This window comes from Nocardia heshunensis, assembly GCF_054782115.1.
On the sequence record NZ_BAAGTC010000009.1, the window covers coordinates 1,355,090 to 1,376,129 of the forward strand.

A 21,040-nucleotide genomic window follows, 5' to 3' on the forward strand; every position below is an offset into this window, starting at 1 on the left:
GACCGCACTCCTTGCCCCGCCTCCCACCGTACCGATTCGTCCGATCCTCATCGAACGAATCGATCCGGCGGGAGCCGTTGTCGTGCGGCCCGATCGCCGGGCTCAGTCGCGCTCGAGAATGCTGGTCACCAACATGGTGTGATCCTCGAGCCGCCGCTGCACCGACCAGCCGAGCTCGGCGAACGCCTGCTCGTATTCGTGCCGCGTCCACAGCCGCACCCCGGTCACGGCGTGATAGATCTCGTAGGTGGGGGAGAACCACGGCTGCTGCGTCCACGACGGGGCCTCCAGCAGATATCCGTCCCCGATCACCAGCCGCCGCAGATTGGGGAACCAGTCCATCCAGCCGCGCAGCACCGCCGCGATACCGTCACCGTCGCTGGCCAATTGGTGCAGCAGGAAGAACGACATGGCGGTGGTGACGGCGTCGCGGTCCACGCTCGCCAGCCACGCGGGCGGCTCCGCACCCGGCTGCACCGAACCGGCGAGCAGCGTGATCCGTTCGGCGAGCCCGCGCGCGGCGACCTCCGCGGACGCGTCGGTGATCACCCCGTCCTCGATATCGACGCCCAGGAAGTGTTCCGCCCCGGCGATCCCGGACAAGGCCAGCACCCGTCCGGCGTCGGCGCAGCCGAGATCGATGGTGGTGCCCGGTATTCCGGTCGCGATGGCCCGCCCGATGGCGTCGAAGATCTCCGGCCGCCGCCGGGCGATATCGGTGCAGCCCCGGGCCACTTCGCCGGGTTCGGTGGCGGCCGGGATGAATTCGCGGTGCGGGCTGTCGGACAGCTGCCGGAAGGTGGGCTCCCAGCCGCGCACCGCCACCCGCACGAAGCCGCGATTCTTGCCGACATCGTGGCCGGTGTGGGTGAGCTGATAGCGGTGCCCGCGCCGGATCAGGAATCCGGCGCGCTCCAGCCCTTCGGCGACGGTCTGCTGAATGCCGGTGGTGGGTGCGATGGTGTCGCCACCGAGCAGGGTGACCCACCACCCCCAGTCGTCGGCGGCGACGATGAGCTGCCCGGCGGTCTGGCCCTCGATGACGTCCCGGATGGTGAAATCACCGATGTGCGAAGGGGAATGGACGAGCGGAGTGACTGCGGTCATGATCGATCTTCCTCGAGCGGGGCGACGGCGATCGCCTGGATTTCGATGAGCAGCCCGTCGATGGGCAGGGTGGTGACGGTGGTGATCCGCGCCGGTGCGGCCGTCGGGAAGTAGCGGCGGAAAGCGTTGTGCCAGTCGGGGAACCAGCGGCGGTCGGCGAGATAGCACTCCAGGCGCAGCACCTGGTCGCGGGTGCTGCCCGCGGCGGTCAGGGCGGCGTCGAGCTGACGGAATACTTCGGTCGCCTGCCCTTCGAAGGTGTCGGCGGTGACCGTGAGAGTGTCCGGGTCGAGCGCGGCCAGGCCGGAGGTGAACACGAGCCCGGAAGCGATACGCGCCGAAGGGAATCCGCTCACGACGCCGCCCGCGTGATCCGGGAGGCGTCGATATCGGCGACGGTGTGCGCGCCGGAAAGGATCATCAGCGTCCGCAGCTCCTCGGTGAGCAGCTCCAGCACCCGATCCACGCCCGCCTGCCCGGCCGCGGCCAGCCCGTAGATGGCGGCGCGGCCGATGATCACCGCATCCGCGCCCAGGGCCAGCGCCGTGTACACGTCGCTACCGGTGCGAATGCCGCTGTCCAGCAGGATCGGTATCTCCGGGCCGACGGCCGCGCGGATGCCGGGCAGCATATCCAGGCTCGCCGGAGCCGGATCCACCTGCCGCCCACCGTGATTGGACACCACCAGGGCGCTCGCGCCGATGTCCAGGGCGCGTTCGGCGGCGGTCGGGGTGAGCACGCCCTTGGCGATCCACGGCAGCCCGAACCCGGTCGCCGCGTTCGCCAGCTCGGTCCAATCCCACACCATGCCACCGCGTTTGAGCAGCTGACCGAACACCTCGGCCACCCCGGGCGCACCGTCCGCGCCGGTCAGATTGCCCGCGAAATGGCGTTGATCCGGGTCGAACCGATTGGCCATATTGCGGGTGCGGAACCCGCCGACGGGGCAGTCCAACGTGACGCACAGCGCCTCGTACCCCAGCCGGGCCACCCGCTCGGCCACCAGCGCGGCATGCCCGAACGGATGCACCTGCGCGATGCGGGCGGCCAGCGGCGCGGCCGCCCGCACCCGCTGATAGGAGAAACTGCCCGCCTCCGGCACGACGGACAGCGCTCCCCGGGCCTGCGCGGCCCGGGCCACCGCCGGATGCCCGTCCGGATGGAACAGGGCATCACCCCCGAACGGGGCGGTGAGAATAGGTGTCGCCAAGGGCATCCCGAGGAATTCGGTGCCGGTCGAGGGCGCGCCGACCCCGCTCATGGGGGCGGGCAGGATGCGCCAGCGATCGAAGGCCAGCCGGTTGTCGCGCAGGGTGAGTTCCTTGCCCGCGCCGCCCTCCACGAAATCAAGGACATCCGCGGGCAGGGCGGACGCGGCGGCGCGATGGATCTCCTCGAGGGTGCCGAAATCGACACGGGTGGGGTAGAAGCTGTCGAGTTGCGCGGTCACGCGGCACCTCCGGCGGGGACGGTGACGGCGGTGGTCAGGGCGGTGTCCACAGGTGCGGAGCTCGTTTCTACGGTCGCGTGGCGGCGGCCGTAGAACAGGTACAGCGCCACTCCGGCGGCACTCCAGATGACGAACCGCAGCCAGGTCAGGGCCTCGAAGGTGGTTGCCAGCCACAGGCATCCGGCGATCGCGGCGATCGCGACCACGGGCAGCAGCGGCACCCGGAACGGGCGGGGCCGCTCGGGGGCGGTGCGGCGCAGGATCAGCACACCCAGCGCCACGATCACGAAGGCGAACAGCGCGCCGATATTGACCAGTTCCGCGACCGTGCCGATGGGCAGCAGCCCGGCCACCACGGCCACCACCGTGCCGAGCAGCAGGCTCAGGCGCACCGGCGTACCCCGGGAACCGGTGCGGCACAGAGCCTTCGGCACCATGCCGTCGCGGGCCATGGCGAACACCAGGCGGGTCGGGCCGTAACACACCATGAGCAGGCCCTTGGTCAGCGCCACCACCGAGGCCACCAGGATCACCTTGCCGATCCACCCCGCGCCGACCGCTGCCAGCGCGGTCGCCACCGGCGCGGCATTGCCGAGGGTGGAATACGGTGCGACGCCGGTCAATACGGCGCTCACTGCCACATAGAGCGCGGTGGCTATGACGACCGAGCCGATGATGCCCCACGGCAGATCCCGGCGGGGATCACGCGTCTCCTCGGCCGAGGTCGCGACGACATCGAAACCCAGGTACGCGAAGAACGCCAGCGCCGCTCCGGCCGCGATCCCGTGCACGCCGAACGGCAGGAACGGCGACCAATTACCGGCATGCACGTGCGGCGCACCGATCGCGATCACGAGAATGAGAACGCCGATGGTCAAGGCCACCAGAGTTTTCACCACGACGGCGGTGAGTTTGACTTCGAGCACGAGCACGCCGACCACGACGGCGACAATGAGTACCGCCGGAAGATTGATGACACCACCGTCGCTGGGGCCCGCGGAAATCGCCTTGGGTAGGGTCACCCCGAACAAGGAATTCAAGGCCGCGCCGAACAATCCGGACCAGCCGATGGCAATGGCCGAGGCCGCCACCGCGTATTCGAGCAGCAGATTCCAGCCGACCAGGAACGCGGGCACCTCGCCCAGCGTCCCCCGGGTGTAGGTATAGGCGCTGCCGGACAGTGGTGTCATGGACGCGAGTTCGCTGTAGCACAGCGCCACCAGCACGCAGATGGCCCCGGCCAGCACGAACGATAGGACGATGGCGGGGCCCGCCTTGGTGGCGGCGGCAATGCCGGTGGTGACGAAGATGCCCGCGCCCACGATGGTGCCGACGCCCATGGCGATGAGATCCACCCGGCCGAGACTGCGGGTGAGGGTGGCGTCGGTGCTGCTTTGTGCTGCCATTTCTGGAATCCATTCGGAGAGAATGTCTTTGAAGCTGATGTATTCCAGTGAAACTCGTGGAGTTTATGTGCCCGTGAACCAGCGTAACGAATTCGTTTCGTCGAATTCTGGCTATGAAATCTGCTGTGTGCATGCCGAATTGCGCGCGATCGGAATTCGCGCGGGAGCTATTGTGCCCTCGGATTCGTCTTTTAGAAATGGTGGGGCGGAATTATGCGGTTGTCGAGATCTGCTGGACGGGAAGGGAGTCCGCGGCGCGCGCCATTGCGCGCCGGCGGACGAGGGCGGTGGCGGCGGCCACCAGTACGAGGACGGCCGCGGCGGTCAGCACCGCGTCACGCATGGATTCGAGGGTCGCCACCGCGCCGAAGCCGAGCGTCGCGACGGCCGCGCACGCGTAGGCCACGCCCGCGAAGCGCGACGCGGCCCGGGCATGCTGATCGGGAGGTGTTGCGGCACTGACGATCCGGAGCCCGGACCGATAGGCGATGCCCTGCCCGAATCCGGCCACCACGCCGCCGCACAGCAGCAGCGGCAGGCTGGGTACCCAGGACACGGCCGCCGCGAGAGCGACCCCGGCGATGATCATCCCCTGTGCCGCCAGCGGTTCGGCGGGTAGCCGGTCCGGTGGCAGGAGGCGCTGGGCCAGCCAGGCGGTGGTCAGATACAGCGTCACCGGCAGCGCCAGCAGGGCCAGGTTGGTGGTGCCCAGCAGTTCCGCGCCGTAGCTCGGCAACAGGGCGACCACCAGACCTGCCGACACCCAGGCGGCAATTCCGCTGAGGTATCCGGCAAGTCGTGGCTCCGGTCGGGTGTTCGTGGTCGGGCTGACCGGCACGGTCGCCGCCGAGCGTATCGCTCGATCGCCGAGTACCGCCGTCACGACGACCGCGAGCAGTGCCGCGTGCGCGAGGTACACGGTCACCCCGGGCGCGGGTAGATACTGCGCGATCACCGCGGCGGCAAGGGTTCCCAGGGCCGACCCCAGGACGGTCGCGACCGCCATGGCGGTGCGGCCGCGTTCGCCCTGGCGTTCCAGGATCAATCCGGCCAGCGACCCGGTCACCAACCCGACCGACAACCCCGCGCACACCCGTGCCGCGACCACCGGCCACGGTGAATGTGCCAGGGCCATGGCGGCATCCGCGGCGACGGCGAACGCGCTGCCCACGCCGATGCGCCACCACCAATCGCGCCGCGAGGCGGGCGTGCCCAGCACTGCGAGCGTCGGCGTCAGCGCGAACAGGTAGGCGGCGAAGATCGCGGTGATGAGCAGTGGTGCGAGCGTCCAGGTGTGCCGGTAGTACGGCATCATCCCGGTCGCCATGTTCGGCTGCGCCATGATCAGCACCAATAGCGCGCCCGGTGCGGCTGCCCGCATCCCGGCCTCCTAAGTGAGGAGATCTTCTCTGTTGCAGAATACTTAACTGAGAAGAACTTCTCTACTCGAGCGCCGCGCGGCGATCACCGCCCGCGTTCGCGCAGGATGGAGGCGTGCCAGTGAACACCCGCAGTGACGCCCAGCGCAGCCGCGTGCTGCTGGTCGACGCCGTCCAGAGCCTGTTGCGGGCGGGCCGGATCGGCTTCTCCATTCCCGAACTCGCCGCCGCGGCGGGTGTCGGCGTGGCCACCGCGTACCGGCACTTCCCGACCCCGCAGGACGCTTTGCAAGCGTTCCACCGCCGCGCCATCGAACAGTTGGTGGAGGCGCTGGCCGCGGTCGACGCCGGACCCGATCCGGTGGACCGCTTCCACCGCTGCTGCCGCACCTGGGTGGACCAGGCTGCGCAATGGGGTCCGGCCGTGCGCTACATCCGCAGCTCCAAAGGCTTCATCGAACGCCTCGCCGCTGGTGACGAATCCATCACCGCCCTGCACGACATCCTCACCGAGGTCTTGAGCTCCCTTGCCCTCCAAGGCAAAACCACCGAATACGACCTCACCTACGCCGTCCTGCTCTGGATCACCATCTTCGACGAGCGCGTCGTCTACGACCTCACCGAGCACCGCACCTGGACCCCCACCGAGGTCACCGACCACCTGACCCGCGCCGTCGCAGGCGCCCTCGGCATCACCGTCTGACCGTCAGCCGATCGGTAGACCCGCCGCGGCGGCCACCACCCCGAGCGCACCCGCGCCCAGCAGCGCGCTGACGACTCCGCGACGGGCCGCCAGCAGCCACAGTGCTGCGGCCGCGAGCACCGCGAACTGCCAAAGGTGCTGCAGCGCAAAGGCCAGCGGAATCGCGGCCCCCGCAATCGCGCCGATGGCAGCCGGTCCCGCACCGGTGAGGAAGGCCTGCACCCGCGAGTCCGCACGCAGCCGGTCGAAGTACCGTCCCCCGGCCAGCACGAACGCGAACGACGGCGCGAAAGCAACCGCGGCGGCAAGCAATCCGCCGGGAATCCCCGCAGCCGCATACCCGACCACCGCCACCGTCTGTACCACCGGTCCGGGCGTGATCTGCCCCAGCGCAACCGCATTCAAGAACTGCGCCCCACTCATCCACCCGTACCTGTCGACCGCATCGGCCTGCATGAGCGGAATGATCACGAACCCACCCCCGTACGACAACGCCCCCACCTTGAACGCCACCCACCCCACGGCAGCCATCCCGCCGCCGGTCATCCAGGTCATCGCGAACGGCCACGCGCGCAACCGTTTGCGGTCCGACGAGTCGGGGCCGGGCACATCTCGAGCCGCTCGGTCGGGCGACGACGCGTCAGGAGAGGTCTCCGCCCCAGGGCTCTGCTCTCGGCGCTCGGCCGGGTTGTTGTCCGGCCGGTCGTCGCCCACTGCGCCGTGCCCTGCTGGTTCCTCGCTCTGCCCAGCCTGGTCCGCGTGCGGTCCGGTGCGGCTGGACTCTCGTGGTTTGAGGCGCCCGGCGCCGCCGAGTGACCAGATCTCCAGTAGGCCGCTGGCGATCAGGGCGAGTACCAGCCAGGGGCCGAGGAAGGTGGCGGCGGCCAGACCGGTTGTGGCGTAGGCGATCCAGCGGGCGTGGGCTGCGCGGGTGGGTCCGGCTCGGTGCCAGCTGGCGGGGGCGAGGCCGAACGCGGCGTGGAGGGCGACCGCCGCGACCGCTGCTCCGGCTCCGGCGGCTGCGCCGTGTATCCAGTGGGGGCTGTCGGTGGCTAGGAAGATCGCGGCGAGGAGCAGGATGAGGGTCAAACCCGGTGTGATGAAGCAGAATCCGCCGATCAGGGCGCCTGGGGTGCCGCGCAGTCGCCAGGCGGTGTAGATCGCCAGTTGGGTGGAGGCGGGGCCGGGGAGGAGGTTGGTGGCGGCGATGCCGTCCTCGAATTCGGCGGGCGTGATCCAGGCTCGGCGGTCGACGCAGAGGGTGCGGAGCATGGCGATGTGGGCGGGTGGGCCGCCGAAGCCGAGGCAGCCGATGCGGCCCCATTCCAGGGCGATGGTCCGCAGTCGCACCGGTCGGGTGCCGGTGTCCGGATGCACGGCCGCGACCCTAATGCGTCCCGGCGTCCGGTGCGAGACACACCTTCGAGACACCTTCCAGCGAACCCTGTTCCCGGGGTAGCTTTCGGACGGTCGGACCGTTCCGACCTGGCTGAAAGCTGATGAAGGAGGCTTGCCGTGCGTGCCTGTGCCCCGGATTTCCGTGCCGGTGCGTTGTGTCACAAAATCGGGCAATCTCTTGGTTATTGCAGTGATGCTGCAATAGCGTGGCAGTAAGCCCGGCCGGTTCGACCGGCTTCGGACACCTCGCATCGAAGGAGACATCGTGGACAACAACCATCCGGTCATCAATCTCGGTTCGGCGGCCATCAATCTGACCGACACCATCACCTCGATCCTGGCCCAGTGGACCTACCTGATGCACGCCTGGGGCTCGGCGTAATGTCGCGGTCTCTCCGAGTGCTCGGCACCGCCGGTGCGGCCGGGGCGATCCTCATCGGGACCGCAGCGACCGCCTCGGCGCAGCCGATCCTCACCCCGCAGCCCGGCGGCGTCATCAAGATCGAGTCGCCGCCGGGGGAGTGGTGGAAGTGTTCGCTCTACAGCGCGCAGGAGCCCTTCCTGGTCGGCGCACCGCCGGTGGTCACCTACCCCAACCCCTCGCCGCGCTGGGCGCCGCCCGCGGATCAGCAAGGGACGGGCGGGTTCTCGACGCCGCCGGCCTACGCGCAGTTCAACCCCGGCCAGGATGTCGTGGCCGATTGCGTGAGCCAGTACCTGCCGATCATCTATGTCCAGCAGCTGAAGGCCGGTCAATAGGTCGCGGAGGCTGCGCGACCGAACGAAAGGAACCTCGATGTTGATCCTGCTGGGTCTGCTGACCTCGCCGATCTGGGTGCCGCTGGCCGCCATCGCGGCCGTGCCGCTCGCCGCCATCGGCATCGGCGCGGCCATGCCGGTGTCCTGATCCCGCGCCGCACCCGCTTGCGCGGGTGCGGCAGTGGCTGAGCCTCACTTCAGCACGGTGTGCAGCAGTTGCACACCCGCCGTGAGCGCCGAGCCCGCCACCGACCAGCTGGTGCCCGCGGGTTGCTGCGAAAGCACCACCACCGCATAGCGATACGGCTGATCGGGAGCGGGGCTGACCAGGCCGGTGGTGTCGAGCGTGGTCGAGGAGTCCAGATCCATCCAGCCCTGCTTGACCGCCCAGCTCGCGCCGGTGAGCGCGTCGGGAATGCCGAAGTACTGGTTGGTGCCGTCGGCGGCGGTCTCGGAGGTGTTGTGCAGCGCGCCGATGATCAGATCCCGGGCCGAGGCCGGGGCCGAGCCGGTGATGTAGTGGAAGATCGCCACCACATCCCGTGGCGTGGTGAGGGTTTCGCCCCACTGCGCGGTGTCCTCCGGAGCGGTGGTGGCCGTCAGGCCGATGGTGCTCACCATCCGGTCGATGATGGCGTCGTTGCCGCCCTCGTCCCACAATGCGTCGGCGATATCGTCATCGCTGGTCGAGAGCATCTGGGTGATCCGGTCGGTGGTATCCGGATCCGGTTGCCAGTTCTGGCTTTTCAACGTGTCCAGTGCGATGAGCAGCTTCACCACCGAGGCGGTATAGAACTGCTGATCGGCATTGAGGCTGGCGACCGGGGAACCGGTGGTGGTGTCCACCACGTCGATACCGACGCTGGTGCCCGGCGAGGCGGCCTGGATGGCCGCCTGCATCTGCTGGGCGATCGCGGTCACCGCGATGGGATGCGGAACGACGAGAGTCGTTCCCGGCGGCGGGGTCTCCGGTACCTGGTCTTGACCTATCTGGTCACGAGAAGTGGCGAAGGCGCGCGGGGCGCTGAGTGTTGCCAACGAGATCACGGCGACGAAACTGCCGGCCGCGATCCAAGTCCACCGTGCGTGCGGTGTGCGGGCCTGAATCGAGGTCATAAACCATTACATCGACACGAACCTCGAGACATTTCCAGTGGAAGGCTGTCAATTTCCTGTTAACTGCGGATCGATCTGGTCTCGGTTCGGGATCGATGCTGACCAGCTAATATGCCGCGAACTAAGATCACTGGTGGGTCGGGACTTATCCCGATGGAGACAGTGATGGGTACAGCTCGTGAGTTCCTCCGAAATGCCCTGATAAAAAGCCTCGCCGCCCTCGGATTCGGGGTGCTGCTGTTGTCTGTCCCGGTGGTCGCCCACGCCGACGCGGACTACGGCGGCGGCTGTGTTCTGTTCCCCGACAACACATCAGCAACAGTGGACTCATTGCGCTTCAGATGCAGCCCCGCGCAGCAGGACGCGATCTACCGCGACGCCCCGCGCGGTGATGTCCCGATCGGGTCGAAGGATGGGTGGGTGGCGTCGCCGCGGGACATGCAGTCGTGGGCGCCGCTGTTCTGGATCGGCAAGGACTTCTACACCAACCACGGGGGCGGGTACCTGTTCAACCGCCTCACCGGGGCCGGGATCGAGGCGTTCCAGGCGAATGTCTTCACCGGACCTTCGGTGGTGGACGGTGGCCCGACCTGGGTGCTCGACTATGCGCCGTCGCCGGTCCCGCAGCTCTACGACGAAATCCGTGAGGTCACCCCGGGCGTGTGGTTCGGGTACTCGTGGATGCGCCAGGGCGGAGGGTACGCCCTGCAGCTCAGCTTCATCCTGGCCTGAGCCGGTCTTCGGATCAGTGCGCACGTAACCGTCGTGCCGGGTGGGTGGATCTTGATAGACGTGGACTTCGTTGTCCACGAAAGGAATTCGATGACCACCCTGCTGCATGTCAATGCCTCGGCGCGCGGTGCGCACAGCCAGTCCCGGGCACTGGCCCAGACTTTCATCGACGGGTTGAGCGCCCGCGACCCCGAACTCACCGTCGACACCCTCGACCTGTTCGACGCCGAGCTGCCCGATTTCGGCACCCATGCCGCCGAAGCCAAGCTGGCGCTGTTCACCGGTCGTGACCAGACGCCGCCGCAGCTCGCGGCCTGGGAGCTGGCGCGCACCGTCTTCGACCGGTTCGCCGCCGCCGACCTCTACGTCCTCAATATCCCGATCTGGAATGCGGGCGTGCCCTACATCTTCAAGCAGTGGGTCGACATCGTCACCCAGCCCGGCTGGGCGTTCAATTTCGATCCGCAGACCGGCTATTCGGGCCTGCTCACCGACAAACGCGCCCTCACCGTCTACACCAGCGGCGTCCACCAGCCCGGCGTCCCGGTGGAATTCGGCTCCGACTTCGCCACCCCTTCGTCACCGACTGGCTGAACTTCGTCGGCATCAAGGACATCACCGAAATCCGCTTCGCCCCAACCGTCCTCACCGACAACCCGGAAGCAGGCTTCACCGCAGCCCAGGAGCGCGCCCGTGAGCTCGCCGCCGACTACTGAACCGAACCCCGCGCCCGACGCGGACGAAATTCTCGAGCAGGGCGCTGCCGCCGAACCGGAATGGGCGCCGACCGGGCGGACGGTCGCGGCGGTGTGCGCGGTCGGGATTCTGGTGGTCGGGCAGCTGTATGTGGTGCTGCCGGTCCTGAATCGGCTTGCGGCGGACTGGGATACGTCCAAGTCCGCGGCCACCTGGACGACCACCGCCTTCGGGCTGGCCTACGGCGCGGGGTTCCTGGTGACCGGGCCGCTGTCGGATCGGTGGGGGCGGCGGCCGGTCATTGTGGGCGGGCTGCTGGCGACGGTGGTGAGTTCGCTGCTGGTGGCGGTCGCGCCCGGACTCGTCAGTGGGCTGTCGGCGCGAATCCTGCAGGGGCTAACGGCCTCCTTCTTCGCGCCTGCCGCCTTCGCCTATCTGTCCGAACGTATTGCCCCGCAGCGTCGTATCTTCGCGCTGACCTGCCTGACCAGCTCGTTCCTCGGGGCCGGGGTGGTGGCACAGGTGCTGGCCCAGCTCATCGGCAACGCCCTGGGCTGGCATGCGATCTTCGTCGCGGGCGCAATCGCTTTCGCACTCTCGGCGGTGTTGTTGCGCGTCGTATTGCAGGCGCCGGTCGCGGTGCAGGACGCTGCGGCGGTAGACGGTTCCGGGTGGGTGGACACGATGCGTAGTGTGTTCGCGCCTTTCTGGATGCTGCTGCGGCAGACCCGGTTAGCTCTGCTGTATCTGAGCTGTCTGGCTATCCTGGGCTCGTTCGTGGGTATCTACACCGGGATCCAGCTCACTCCGCCCCACGGGGTGGGCTCCGGTAATGCCGCGCTACTGGCCCTGCGCGCCAGCGCGATTCCGGCCATGGTGGCGGTGCCGTTGCTGGCTGGACGGTTGGGGGTCATCGCTCCGGCGACCCGGTTGATCGCCGCTCTGGCGATCGCGGCGGGTGCGGCGGCGGTCACGGCGGTGCCGTGGGGTGGCGTGTGGGTTGCGGTGTGGCTGTTCGTATTCGTTGCGGCGATCGCGGTGGCGGCTCCGGCGGCGGTACAGGCGATCGCGGTGCATGCCGGTGCGGCACGGGGTACCGCCACCGCGTTGTACACCTTTGCGCTGTTCGTCGGTGCCGGCGCGGGGCCGCAGTTGGCCAATCTTGTTTCGCACCACGGTTATTCGGCCGTAGCACTGTCCATCGCGGTGCTGTCGGCCGTCGGTGCGGTGCTGGCCGTTGCAGCGACGCGTGCGGGTGCGGCGGTGGAGTGAAGGGCGGGTTTCAATCGGTGTGGTTGAAACCGTAGGGGAAAGATGTTGGGGCGCATAACTTTCCGATGACGGTCATGAGTTCCAGTGTTCAAGCCCCGGCTGGCTGGGCGGCAACCCTCCACGGCGGCGGGGTGCTCCGGGTGACGACCGGATGGCGGCGAGCGTCGCCATAAGCGTCTTGCTTCTCGGAGGGAAAATGTCTGTAGCCCAGCTCGATTCGGTGTCCGCGGTGGCGGAGGAGGTGGCCGTCGGCGAGGTGCTGCTGGTGGCCGACCGCTTCCGCGGCATCGCCGCGGACGACCGGGCCTTCACGGTGTCGGGGCTGGTGGCCGCACTGCGCGGCGGCCGGTGGCGGGCGTCGGAGCGGCCGCTGACCGTGCGGCTCGGCCAGGGGGTCACCCGCCACGATCTCGACTACGTCGAGCACGTGGCGCTGGTGCACGCCCCGGCCGGACTGCGGGTCAGTGGACCGGTCGACGAACCGGCTCCGCGCCACCAGGTGCACAAGTATCAGCACTCGAATGTGCTGCTGGCCAATCTGATTCGCGAGTCCGATACCGAGTTCCGGGCGGACCTGCGCATCCACGGCGACAACGAGTTGTTGCTCGACCATCAGACCGGCGAGCACGTGCAGGGCATCGTGATCGTGGAGGCGGTGCGGCAGCTGTTCCTCGGCGCGTTCGAACTCGAGTACGGTCGCCGCTGGCCCGAACAGCACTTCTACATCGTGTGGAACAGCATCGAATTGGAGTTCAAGTCCTTCCTGTTCCCGCTGCCCGCCACCCTGCACGCGGTGCTCACCCCGATCTCGGTCACCGACCCGGCCAAACTGGAGTTCGCGATCGAGGTGGATGTGCGCCAACTCGACCGCAGCGTCGCCACCACCCGCATCACCTACGCGGCCCTGCCCAACGAGCGCATCTCCCAAATCGAACGGCACAAGGCGGCCAAGGCGATCGCGGCCTACCTGGAAGTGGCATGACGGCGGGCGCGGCGTTCTTCGACGTCGACGAAACCCTCATCACCGTCAAGAGCATGTTCGCCTTCCAGCGCTTCTGGCTGGCCGAGAACGGCGACGACGGCAGCGAATACGCGCGGCTCAGCGACGAGATCAAACAGCGGGCCGCAGCCGGAACACCACGGGAGCAAGTCAACCGGCACTACTACCGGGCCTATCGCGGAGCGCGGGCCGACGCGCTGGCCGAGGCCGGGCGGCGCTGGTTCCACCAGTTCGCCGCGGGCGGCGGCGTCTACTACGCCGAAGCGGTGGAAACCCTGCGCGCGCACCGCAATTTAGGGCATGACACGGTGCTGCTGTCCGGCTCGTTCCCGGCGGCCATCGCACCGGTCGCGGCGGCGCTCGGCGCCGACCACGTCATCGCCACCACCCCGGTGGTCGACGAGCAGGGCGTGCTGACCGGTGAGGTGTGGCGGCCCATGATCGGCACCGCCAAGGCCGCCGCCGTCGCGGAGTATCTGCGCGAGCACGACATCACCCGCGAGCACAGCTACGGCTACGGCGATCACGCCAGCGATCTGCCGTTCCTGCAAGCCGTGGGGCATCCGGGTTTTCGCGGTGACGACGCGGTCCTCACCGCGCACGCCCGTCCAGACCGCGGTGACGGCTCCGGGTGGATCCATCTCGGCGATCGGGTCGGCGATACCGTCGACGATCCGGGTCGCCTTCTCTCCGAACAGGAAGCGCTGTCCGTATGGTGAGCAAGAGTTACGACCTGACCCCGACCACGCAGGGGCCGCTGTACCCGCCGAGCGAAGTGCTCGACGCCGACGGGAATTTTATCGTCGTCGGCTACCTCACCGTGCCGGGGCCGGACGGGACGGTCACCCGGCGGTGGGGGCGGGCCATCGTCGCCGCCGACACTGCCGTCCCGAAGTTCGGTGATCTGGCGGCGTACACGATCGTGCGGGAACTGCCCGACGAGCTGTCGGACGCCGACGCGGCGAGCGTGCTGCACACGCTGCCACTACCGTTGCCCGCCAACAACTATCCGATGGTGTTCGCGCCCGATCAGCGGCCGGACGCGGACACGGTGCGGCGGCCGAGCTACCCGTTCCACGAGACGCCGATTCCGGATATCCGTCCCGAGGACGGGCGCAAGCTCACCACGGCGGTGACGCTGGGGGACTGGTTGCAGGCGCGGGGAACGCTCGAGGTGACGGTCGACAACGAGGCTCGCCACGGTGAGTTCCGGTTCGAGTTCACGGGGCTGATCCCGGACTCGCTCTATACGGTGATGTCGCTGCGCGCCAAGGACTTGGACCGGGACGCACCGACCCGGCCCGGGCCGCTGGGTGTGCCGAATGTCTTCATCACCGATGCGGACGGGGCGGGGACCTACCGGGCCGTGCTGCCCAACCCGTTCCCGGATCCGGCGCTGCCGGGGGCGAATCGGATCATCAGCGTGGTGGTGCTGTGGCAGAGCTATCAGCAGAACTACGGCGGCGCGATAGGGCATTTCGGACTGGGCGGTGATATTCACGCCCAGCTCAAACTGCCCGATCCGGTATTCGACGAGTTCGTGACCCGGGACTGAGTACCGCCTCCGACCGGTCGATCACCGCGCGTCGCGGTACACCCTGCGCGCGGTGGTCACCATTGGAATCTGCAGCGGAAGCCGCAGCACGGCACCGATTTTCATGATCATGGGCATATCGCTGGGCCACCAGACGCGCAGCATCTGCACGTTGCCGGGGAAGACGGCGAGGAAGATGAGCATCGCCAGCCGGGCGCCCAGGCCGCGGGTGCGGGGGACCAGCAGCAGGGTGCCCGCGGTGAGTTCTGCCACGCCCGAAACCTGGGTGTAGGTGCGGGGTTCGCCCGGCAGCTCGGGCGGGATCAGCCCGTCGAAGAACTTCGGGATGACGAAATGCAAGGTGCCGGTGCCGAGCAGCAGGCCGCCCAGGGCGAGAGCGCGGGTGCGTACTCCGGACTTACCGGTCGGATCTGCTGCCATCGCTGCAGCATAACTGGTCGGTCTGTATTGCCCGGGTGGGTGCCGTTTTCCGCGTTTCTCTCCGGTGTGTCGTCGGCGCGGGTAGCCGATCGCCAAGTGGTAACGCACAATTAGGCTGCTGTCCGGCTCGAGCAGGGGAAGTTATGAAGGCGCACAAAGGGCTTGCGATAGCTCTGCTGGTCGTGGGATTGATCGCGGGATGTTCCAAGGAGGCGGCCAAGCCCGCCAATGCTCCCGCACAGGAGGTTCCGCAGCCCGCGGCCAAGGAGAAGGAAGGGACCATACCGGTCGGTCCCGGTCCGCAGTCCAGCTACACCGCGGCGGCTCAGCCCGCACCCGGTAGCTGTCACTACCGCAAGACCGCCGCCGGTGAGCCGCTGCCGGACCCGGCCTGCACCCCCGGTGCCACCAATCCCAAAGTGACAGCGGCCAATCTGTCCGAGACCATCTGTAAATCCGGTTACACGGCCACGATTCGGCCCAGCAGCTCGGTCACCAATACCGAGAAGGCCGCCAACATCAAGTCCTACGACTACACCGGGGACGCCCACGACGCCGAGTACGACCACCTGATCTCGCTGGAACTCGGCGGCGACCCCAATGATCCCCGCAATATCTGGGTCGAACCGCCGTCACCCGGCCACCAGGCCGGCGCCGGACCCAACAATCCCAAGGACGGCGTCGAGAACAAGCTGCACACCCTGGTCTGCGGCGGCAAGGTCGCGCTCGTCGACGCCCAGGTGGCCATCGCCACCGACTGGACCACGGCACTGGCCAAGGTCGGATTCCCGAACGGATAGACGGCGCGCCGCGTCCGGCGTGGCATCCTGAAACCCCCTCGGACCAGCTGCGGCGGGCCTACCATCGAACGATGTCAGCGCCGCAGGACGGCTCGACGATGATCGAGGGCCGGGTCGTTCACAAGGCGAGTAACGCCTTGAAGATCACGTTCAACGCCGGGCCCGGTGATCCGCTCGCCGTCGGGGTGCAGGGCGCCGGGAACGGGTTCGGGGCCAAGACGGCCATCCTTTTCGGGTTCAAGAACGGTGGCGCGGGCAAGCATCGCATCACCTACGCCGACGGCTCCGTGGTGTGGGTGGAATCGCGCGATGCCGCGCCGACCGTGCTCAGTCGCGGCGACGGCACCGCCATCGGCACCATCCAGCGTGCGGACACCTCGACGGCCGTAGGGTCCACGGCGGGAACGCTTTTCCACTTCGTGCCCGACTCGGAGGAAGCGCGCACCCCGGAGCTGTTCCGCATGGTCGTGCTCGACCGGATGGGGGAGGAGGCCGCGCGGCTCGACGTGGTGCGCACGGTCGGGGGCTGGACGGTGCGGCGCATTGTCAGCGACCTCTACAACGAAACGTTCTGGTGGGATCGGGCGGGCCAGCCGATGCCGGTGCCCATTCTGGGCACTCGACTGTGGCTGAAACACCCGCTCGACCCGGTCGAGCGTGACGTCCTGCTGGGGGCGTGCGTGGACATCACCCTCGGCCTGCGGCCCTACATCACGGCCATGAAATAGGGGTCAGTCGGACACCTTGATCACCAGCTTGCCGCGGTTCTTGCCGGTGAGCAGACCCTGGAAGGACTCGACGGTGTGGTCCAGGCCGTCGACGACATCCTCGAGGTAGGTGAGTTTGCCCTCCGCGAGCCACTGTGCGGCGGCCGGGATGAACTCGGCGGCCTGATTCATGAACTCCGACACGATGAAACCGCGCACGGTCAGGCTGCGGCGCAGGATGCTCGACATGATCAGCGGCAGGCGGTCCGGTCCGGGCGGGAGATCCGTGTCGTTGTAGTTGGCGATCAAGCCGCACACCGGGATTCGGGCGTACTGGTTGAGGCGGGGGAGGACGGCGTCGAAGACCGCGCCGCCGACATTCTCGAAGTAGACGTCGATGCCGTCGGGGGTGGCGGCGGCCAGCTGCTCCTTGAAATCGGGGGCACGGTGATCGATGGCGGCGTCGAAGCCGAAGTGCTCGCGCAGCAGGGCCACCTTCTCCGGGCCGCCCGCGATGCCGACCGCTCGCGCGCCCTTGATCTTCGCGATCTGGCCGACGGTCGCGCCGACCGGGCCGGTGGCGGCGGCCACCACGACGGTTTCGCCGGGCTTGGGTTTGCCTATGGTCAGCAGGCCGGAATAGGCGGTGAGGCCCGGCATGCCCAGCACGCCGAGGGCGGTGGTGAGCGGGGCCAGCGCCGGGTCGAGCTTCTGCAACCCGGCGGTGTACTCGACCGAATGGGTCTGCCAGCCGCCGTAGCCGAGCACGATATCGCCGGGATTCAGTGCGGGATCGGTGGATTCGAGCACCCGGGAGACGGTGGCGCCGCACATGGTCTGATCGACCTCGACCGGCGGGGCATACGACGGTGCGTCGCTCATGCGGCCGCGCATGTACGGATCCAGCGACAGGTACAGCGTCTGCAACAGAGCCTGACCCGGTTTCGGCGGCTCCAACTCGACCGTCTCCGTGCGGAAGTTCTCCTGCTCGGGCATGCCGATCGGGCGGGAGGCCAGGACTATGCGGGTTGACTTCATCGTCGGAACGACCTTTCGATGGGCGATCCCTCCATTCTGGACATTGTTGCCCAGGCTCAGGACGGTTCTGCGCGCCAGGTATCGAAACTGGTCATGATGTGATGGCGGACCACCGCCCAATCCGGCACCAGGCTGGTGGCCGCGGGCACCGACGCGGTGAGCAGGACACCCGCGATGGTGATGAGCGTGATGCGCATCCACTCCCGCGCACCCGGGCGGTCGGCGAGCTCGCCGAGGATCTGCTGGGCCACCGAGAACACCGTGGCCTCGAGATGCTCCGCCAGATGCGCCACGGTGGTGGACATCTCGGGATCGGTGCGGGCCGCGGCCAGGAACTCGAACCCCACGCTGACGGGAGCGACCTGCGCGAGCGTCCACAGCTCGTCGACCAGGACGCCAACGCGCTCTCGGTCGGAACCTGCTACCGCGGAATAGGTTTCGACGACGGCGTCGGCCATGATGTCGGCGATATGCCGGATCGCCGCGTCCAGCAGTTCGGCGCGGGTCGGATAGTAGTGCTGCAACGCGCCCTGGCTCACGCCCGCGCGCTCGGCGACACCGCGCGTGGTGGTGGCGGCATGCCCGTGCTCCACCAGACTGGCGAGAGTGGCATCGAGGATCGCGACGCGAGTGTCTTCGCGCTGCTCAGCCCGGCTGCGCCCGGCCTTCGCGGCCGGGCCTTCGGGCTTGTCGCGCTTGCTATTTCCCGTCGAGACCGGCATGCGCCCACGATACCGTTCCGGCAACGAACAAGTCACTCGACTTGTAAAGTCGGCCGACTGGTCAATACCCTTGTCCCAGAGTCGATATGGAATCACGACGAGGTGATCGACATGGCATCGAACGACATCCGGATCTGGCGACGCGGCCCCGCCCCCACTCCCGCAGGCCCCACCGACTACGGCTATTTCGGCCCCGGCTCCCAAGTCTGGCGAGTCCTCCTACACCCGGCCGTCACACCTTTCCTGGCGCAAGTGACCGCCCTGCTCGAACTCCCGCACATCCCCTTGCAAGCGGTCCTGCTCGACCACGACCCCCTCGCCGACCGAACTCAACGCAGCATGAGCCCGATCATGGCCGTCCGCCGAGCCCAACGCACCATAGGCGTCCCCGTCCCGATCATCCTCGGCGACAAGCCCACCGCCGACCGCGTAGCCGCCCACCTCCGCCGCTACCACCGCCCCATGACCGGCACCCTCCCCGGCACCGCCGAACCCTACGCCGCCCAAGGCCCCGAACTAGTCCTCTTCGCCCACGTAACCATCATGCAAGCCGCCCTCCTCTGCTACGAAAACCTCGCCTACGAAGGCTGCCACCGCCCCCGCCGGTTGGCCCCCACCGACCGCGACCAATTCTGGTTGGAGGCAAAACAATTCGGCCTCCTCATGGGCGCAACCCCGGACGAAATCCCCACCACCTGCGCCGAGGTCGCCACCTACTACGCCGGAATCGCCCACCGCTACGGCGTCATCGAATCCTTCACCCCGGCCGCAGCCCTGGCCCCCACTCTCGCCCTACTCCGAGGCTTCACCCCCTCCCACCTCCCAGAGCTGGCCCCACTCCTCCTGTCAGCCTTGATAACTCCCCAACTGATCGCCACCATCCCCCGCCCAGCCCGCCGCAACCTGGGCATCCCCGCCGTCCTGGACCCCATCCTCGATCTATCCCTCACCCTGACCCGACCGGCCCTGCGCGCCTTCACCATCCACCGCTTCGCCGAAGCCATAGAACGCCGAATCAGCGGCCCCGACGCCCTCGAACTTGCCTCGAACGCCCGCCGCCTACAAGCCGTCGCGGCCTAGCGCTCAGAGGTCCGCGCGGACCAGCGCCTCGGAAATCGTCATGCCCGAACGTTCGGCGAGTGCCAGTCGCGCTCGGACTTCACTCGGTGTACGGGGACGGTAGCCGGGGCCGGTGCCGCAGCAGCCGCCGTAGAAGGTCAGGCCGGAGGTGAGGACTGCTTCGAGGGCTCGCCAGCCTGCTCGGTCAGATTTTCTGGGTACCGCGAGATCGGGTCCGGCGTCGATGAATTCGCCCTGACACTGCGGGCAGCGGGCGGGGCCCTGTCCGATCGTGGATTTGTGAGAGACCCGGCAGGGGAGACACACCAGGTGTGTTCGGCTCGGGTAGATGCACATGTGGGGAGCGTACGGTCGGGACGCGGGGTGGGCCACCGATTTTCGACCTGCGTGGAGAGCTGCGAATGCTGTTGTGCGAGTGGGTTTCTCGCGCGCGGCGGGGGTGCCGCCGCGCGCGAGAGAACTCAGTGAGCCGCGGAGCCGGCGAGCCAGTCGTCCCAGCTCAGGGTCCAGTCGCCGTTTTGCCAGACCTGCAACGGGGCGCCGCCGGTGTTGTGGACTTCTACGACGTCGCCGGGTTGGGCGAAGTTGAAGAACCATTGGGCGTTGTCGGCGTTGAGGTTCAGGCAGCCGTGGGAGGTGTCCGTGTTGCCTTGGGCCCAGACTGTCGTGTCCAGCTCGTGCAGGTAGATGCCGTCGGTGCTGATGCGGGTGGCCCAGCTGATGGCTTCCTTGTAGCCGAGGCGGGAGTTGACCGGTAGGCCGTAGGTGGAGGAGTCCATGATGACCGGGTTGGCCTTGTCCATGACCGTGTAGGTGCCGGGCATGGTCCAGAAGGTGAAGGTTTTGCCGGCGATGGTTTCGCTGCCGCCGCGGCCCATGGAGGTGGGCATGGTGCGGATCAGCTGACCGTTCTCGAAGACCTGCACCTGGTGGGTGTTGTCATCGGCGATCGACACGTGGGACGGGCCGATGACGAAGTTGGCCTTGGAATCCTCCTGGCCGAACAGGCCGTTGCCGACCTCGATGCCGTACAGGTTGGCCGCCACGCTCACCTTGGTGCCGGACTTCCAGTAGTCCTTGGGCCGCCAGTGCGCGTTGCGGTTGTCCATCCAGTACCAGGCGCCCTCGACCGGCGGATCGGCCGTGACGACCAGTCGCTTCTCGGCGGCCGCCCGGTTGGGGATGTCCTCGTCGAAGTGCGCGACGATGACCATGCCCACGCCGTAGCTGTTGCCGTCCACGATGGCCTGACCGCCGGTGGTGTTGAGATACACCTTGGTCTGGTTCTTGGGTGTGATGGTCGTGAACGTGGACGTGACCGGTCCGGTCAGACCGGTCAGATCCTCGCCCGACGCCTTCAGCGTGTAGGTGCGCCCGTAGCCGAGCTGCTCGTTGGGCTTCCACGCGGTCTTGTCCGGTGTGAACGTCCCCTCGATGGCCTTGCCATCCTCATTGGTGAGGCTGACATCGGTGAGCACACCGCTGGTGGTGCTCACCTCGACCGGCGCCGACGGATCGACCTTGTCCGTCCCCTGCGCGGGCTTGACGGTGATGGACTGCGCAACCTGAGTGCGCGGACCGACCGTTCCCCCCGGAAGGTTCGACGAGCATGCCGTCACCACCAGAACGAGCGCCACTAAAACGCTCGCGGCGGCGTTCGTCCGAAAACGGCGGGGTGGCATTGGCTCTCCCTCCTGTAA

Annotated in this window: 23 protein-coding genes and 1 riboswitch; of the genes, 11 read left to right on the forward strand and 12 right to left on the reverse strand. The window is 68.0% G+C overall.

Translation table 11 applies throughout. The annotated features are described in order from the left end of the window. Window positions 1–102: 102 nt before the first annotated feature. The 5 genes from ACYVN4_RS34480 to ACYVN4_RS34500 form a co-directional block, all read right to left on the reverse strand. Complete coding sequence (locus ACYVN4_RS34480; protein WP_460726389.1) at window positions 103–1,107, reverse strand: hypothetical protein; 1,005 nt, start codon at window positions 1,105–1,107, stop codon at window positions 103–105. Next, complete coding sequence (locus tag ACYVN4_RS34485; RefSeq protein WP_460726391.1) at window positions 1,104–1,463, reverse strand: RidA family protein; 360 nt, start codon at window positions 1,461–1,463, stop codon at window positions 1,104–1,106. The genes ACYVN4_RS34480 and ACYVN4_RS34485 overlap by 4 nt, the downstream gene beginning before the upstream one ends. After that, a complete protein-coding gene (locus tag ACYVN4_RS34490; RefSeq protein WP_460726393.1) occupies window positions 1,460–2,557 on the reverse strand; it encodes an alpha-hydroxy acid oxidase in 1,098 nt (365 codons plus the stop codon). The genes ACYVN4_RS34485 and ACYVN4_RS34490 overlap by 4 nt, the downstream gene beginning before the upstream one ends. Next, entirely contained in the window at window positions 2,554–3,963 is a 1,410-nt protein-coding gene (locus ACYVN4_RS34495; RefSeq protein WP_460726395.1) for an amino acid permease, read from the reverse strand. The genes ACYVN4_RS34490 and ACYVN4_RS34495 overlap by 4 nt, the downstream gene beginning before the upstream one ends. A gap of 211 nt (window positions 3,964–4,174) precedes the next feature. Continuing rightward, window positions 4,175–5,344 carry a hypothetical protein gene (locus tag ACYVN4_RS34500; protein ID WP_460726397.1) on the reverse strand — a complete coding sequence of 390 codons (1,170 nt, stop codon included), beginning with the start codon at window positions 5,342–5,344 and terminating at the stop codon, window positions 4,175–4,177. 113 nt (window positions 5,345–5,457) lie between these two features. On the opposite strand from ACYVN4_RS34500, the gene ACYVN4_RS34505 reads away from it, so the two are divergent. Then, complete coding sequence (locus ACYVN4_RS34505; protein ID WP_460726399.1) at window positions 5,458–6,045, forward strand: TetR/AcrR family transcriptional regulator; 588 nt, start codon at window positions 5,458–5,460, stop codon at window positions 6,043–6,045. Between the two features lie 3 nt (window positions 6,046–6,048). Here ACYVN4_RS34505 and ACYVN4_RS34510 read toward each other — a convergent pair whose 3' ends face one another. Then, window positions 6,049–7,422, reverse strand: coding sequence for a chromate transporter (locus tag ACYVN4_RS34510; RefSeq protein WP_460726401.1), 1,374 nt, complete (start codon window positions 7,420–7,422; stop codon window positions 6,049–6,051). A gap of 402 nt (window positions 7,423–7,824) precedes the next feature. Here ACYVN4_RS34510 and ACYVN4_RS34515 point away from each other — a divergent pair, with 402 nt between their 5' ends. Beyond that, window positions 7,825–8,202 carry a hypothetical protein gene (locus tag ACYVN4_RS34515; protein ID WP_460726403.1) on the forward strand — a complete coding sequence of 126 codons (378 nt, stop codon included), beginning with the start codon at window positions 7,825–7,827 and terminating at the stop codon, window positions 8,200–8,202. A gap of 192 nt (window positions 8,203–8,394) precedes the next feature. Here the strand turns inward: ACYVN4_RS34515 and ACYVN4_RS34520 are convergent, their stop codons facing one another. Beyond that, a complete protein-coding gene (locus ACYVN4_RS34520) occupies window positions 8,395–9,318 on the reverse strand; it encodes a serine hydrolase (protein ID WP_460726405.1) in 924 nt (307 codons plus the stop codon). Window positions 9,319–9,483: 165 nt separating this feature from the next. Between ACYVN4_RS34520 and ACYVN4_RS34525 the strand changes: the two genes are divergently transcribed. From ACYVN4_RS34525 to ACYVN4_RS34550, 6 genes are all read left to right on the forward strand, one after another. Beyond that, window positions 9,484–10,050, forward strand: a complete 567-nt coding sequence (locus tag ACYVN4_RS34525) for a hypothetical protein (RefSeq protein ID WP_460726407.1) — start codon at window positions 9,484–9,486, stop codon at window positions 10,048–10,050. A gap of 90 nt (window positions 10,051–10,140) precedes the next feature. Continuing rightward, window positions 10,141–10,644, forward strand: coding sequence for an FMN-dependent NADH-azoreductase (locus ACYVN4_RS34530; RefSeq protein ID WP_460726409.1), 504 nt, complete (start codon window positions 10,141–10,143; stop codon window positions 10,642–10,644). Window positions 10,645–10,743: 99 nt separating this feature from the next. After that, window positions 10,744–12,018, forward strand: a complete 1,275-nt coding sequence (locus ACYVN4_RS34535) for an MFS transporter (RefSeq protein ID WP_460726411.1) — start codon at window positions 10,744–10,746, stop codon at window positions 12,016–12,018. A gap of 70 nt (window positions 12,019–12,088) precedes the next feature. Next, window positions 12,089–12,200: riboswitch (SAM riboswitch) on the forward strand. 14 nt (window positions 12,201–12,214) lie between these two features. Then, window positions 12,215–13,000: an AfsA-related hotdog domain-containing protein gene (locus ACYVN4_RS34540; RefSeq protein ID WP_460726413.1), complete on the forward strand. Its 786-nt coding sequence runs from the start codon at window positions 12,215–12,217 to the stop codon at window positions 12,998–13,000. Next, window positions 12,997–13,737 carry an HAD family hydrolase gene (locus tag ACYVN4_RS34545; RefSeq protein ID WP_460726416.1) on the forward strand — a complete coding sequence of 247 codons (741 nt, stop codon included), beginning with the start codon at window positions 12,997–12,999 and terminating at the stop codon, window positions 13,735–13,737. Before ACYVN4_RS34540 ends, ACYVN4_RS34545 begins: the two co-directional genes overlap by 4 nt. Continuing rightward, window positions 13,731–14,573, forward strand: coding sequence for a hypothetical protein (locus ACYVN4_RS34550; RefSeq protein WP_460726418.1), 843 nt, complete (start codon window positions 13,731–13,733; stop codon window positions 14,571–14,573). The genes ACYVN4_RS34545 and ACYVN4_RS34550 overlap by 7 nt, the downstream gene beginning before the upstream one ends. 21 nt (window positions 14,574–14,594) lie before the next feature. Here ACYVN4_RS34550 and ACYVN4_RS34555 read toward each other — a convergent pair whose 3' ends face one another. After that, window positions 14,595–14,993, reverse strand: coding sequence for a DoxX family protein (locus tag ACYVN4_RS34555; protein WP_460726420.1), 399 nt, complete (start codon window positions 14,991–14,993; stop codon window positions 14,595–14,597). Between the two features lie 143 nt (window positions 14,994–15,136). Here ACYVN4_RS34555 and ACYVN4_RS34560 point away from each other — a divergent pair, with 143 nt between their 5' ends. After that, the gene (locus ACYVN4_RS34560) at window positions 15,137–15,793 is read left to right on the forward strand and encodes a hypothetical protein (RefSeq protein ID WP_460726422.1); all 657 of its coding nucleotides are present in this window, start codon (window positions 15,137–15,139) and stop codon (window positions 15,791–15,793) included. Between the two features lie 71 nt (window positions 15,794–15,864). Beyond that, window positions 15,865–16,521 (forward strand): hypothetical protein, encoded by a 657-nt coding sequence (locus ACYVN4_RS34565; protein WP_460726424.1) that lies wholly within the window; start codon window positions 15,865–15,867, stop codon window positions 16,519–16,521. Between the two features lie 3 nt (window positions 16,522–16,524). Here the strand turns inward: ACYVN4_RS34565 and ACYVN4_RS34570 are convergent, their stop codons facing one another. Both ACYVN4_RS34570 and ACYVN4_RS34575 read right to left on the reverse strand, forming a co-directional pair. After that, the gene (locus tag ACYVN4_RS34570; protein WP_460726426.1) at window positions 16,525–17,538 is read right to left on the reverse strand and encodes an NADP-dependent oxidoreductase; all 1,014 of its coding nucleotides are present in this window, start codon (window positions 17,536–17,538) and stop codon (window positions 16,525–16,527) included. A 56-nt stretch (window positions 17,539–17,594) separates the two neighbouring features. After that, entirely contained in the window at window positions 17,595–18,260 is a 666-nt protein-coding gene (locus tag ACYVN4_RS34575; protein ID WP_460726428.1) for a TetR/AcrR family transcriptional regulator, read from the reverse strand. 111 nt (window positions 18,261–18,371) lie between these two features. On the opposite strand from ACYVN4_RS34575, the gene ACYVN4_RS34580 reads away from it, so the two are divergent. After that, window positions 18,372–19,340, forward strand: coding sequence for an oxygenase MpaB family protein (locus tag ACYVN4_RS34580; RefSeq protein WP_460726430.1), 969 nt, complete (start codon window positions 18,372–18,374; stop codon window positions 19,338–19,340). Between the two features lie 3 nt (window positions 19,341–19,343). On the opposite strand, the gene ACYVN4_RS34585 is transcribed toward ACYVN4_RS34580, so the two are convergent. Next, window positions 19,344–19,676, reverse strand: a complete 333-nt coding sequence (locus tag ACYVN4_RS34585) for a hypothetical protein (RefSeq protein WP_460726432.1) — start codon at window positions 19,674–19,676, stop codon at window positions 19,344–19,346. 125 nt (window positions 19,677–19,801) lie between these two features. Then, a complete protein-coding gene (locus ACYVN4_RS34590; RefSeq protein WP_460726433.1) occupies window positions 19,802–21,022 on the reverse strand; it encodes a L,D-transpeptidase in 1,221 nt (406 codons plus the stop codon). Window positions 21,023–21,040: the final 18 nt, after the last annotated feature.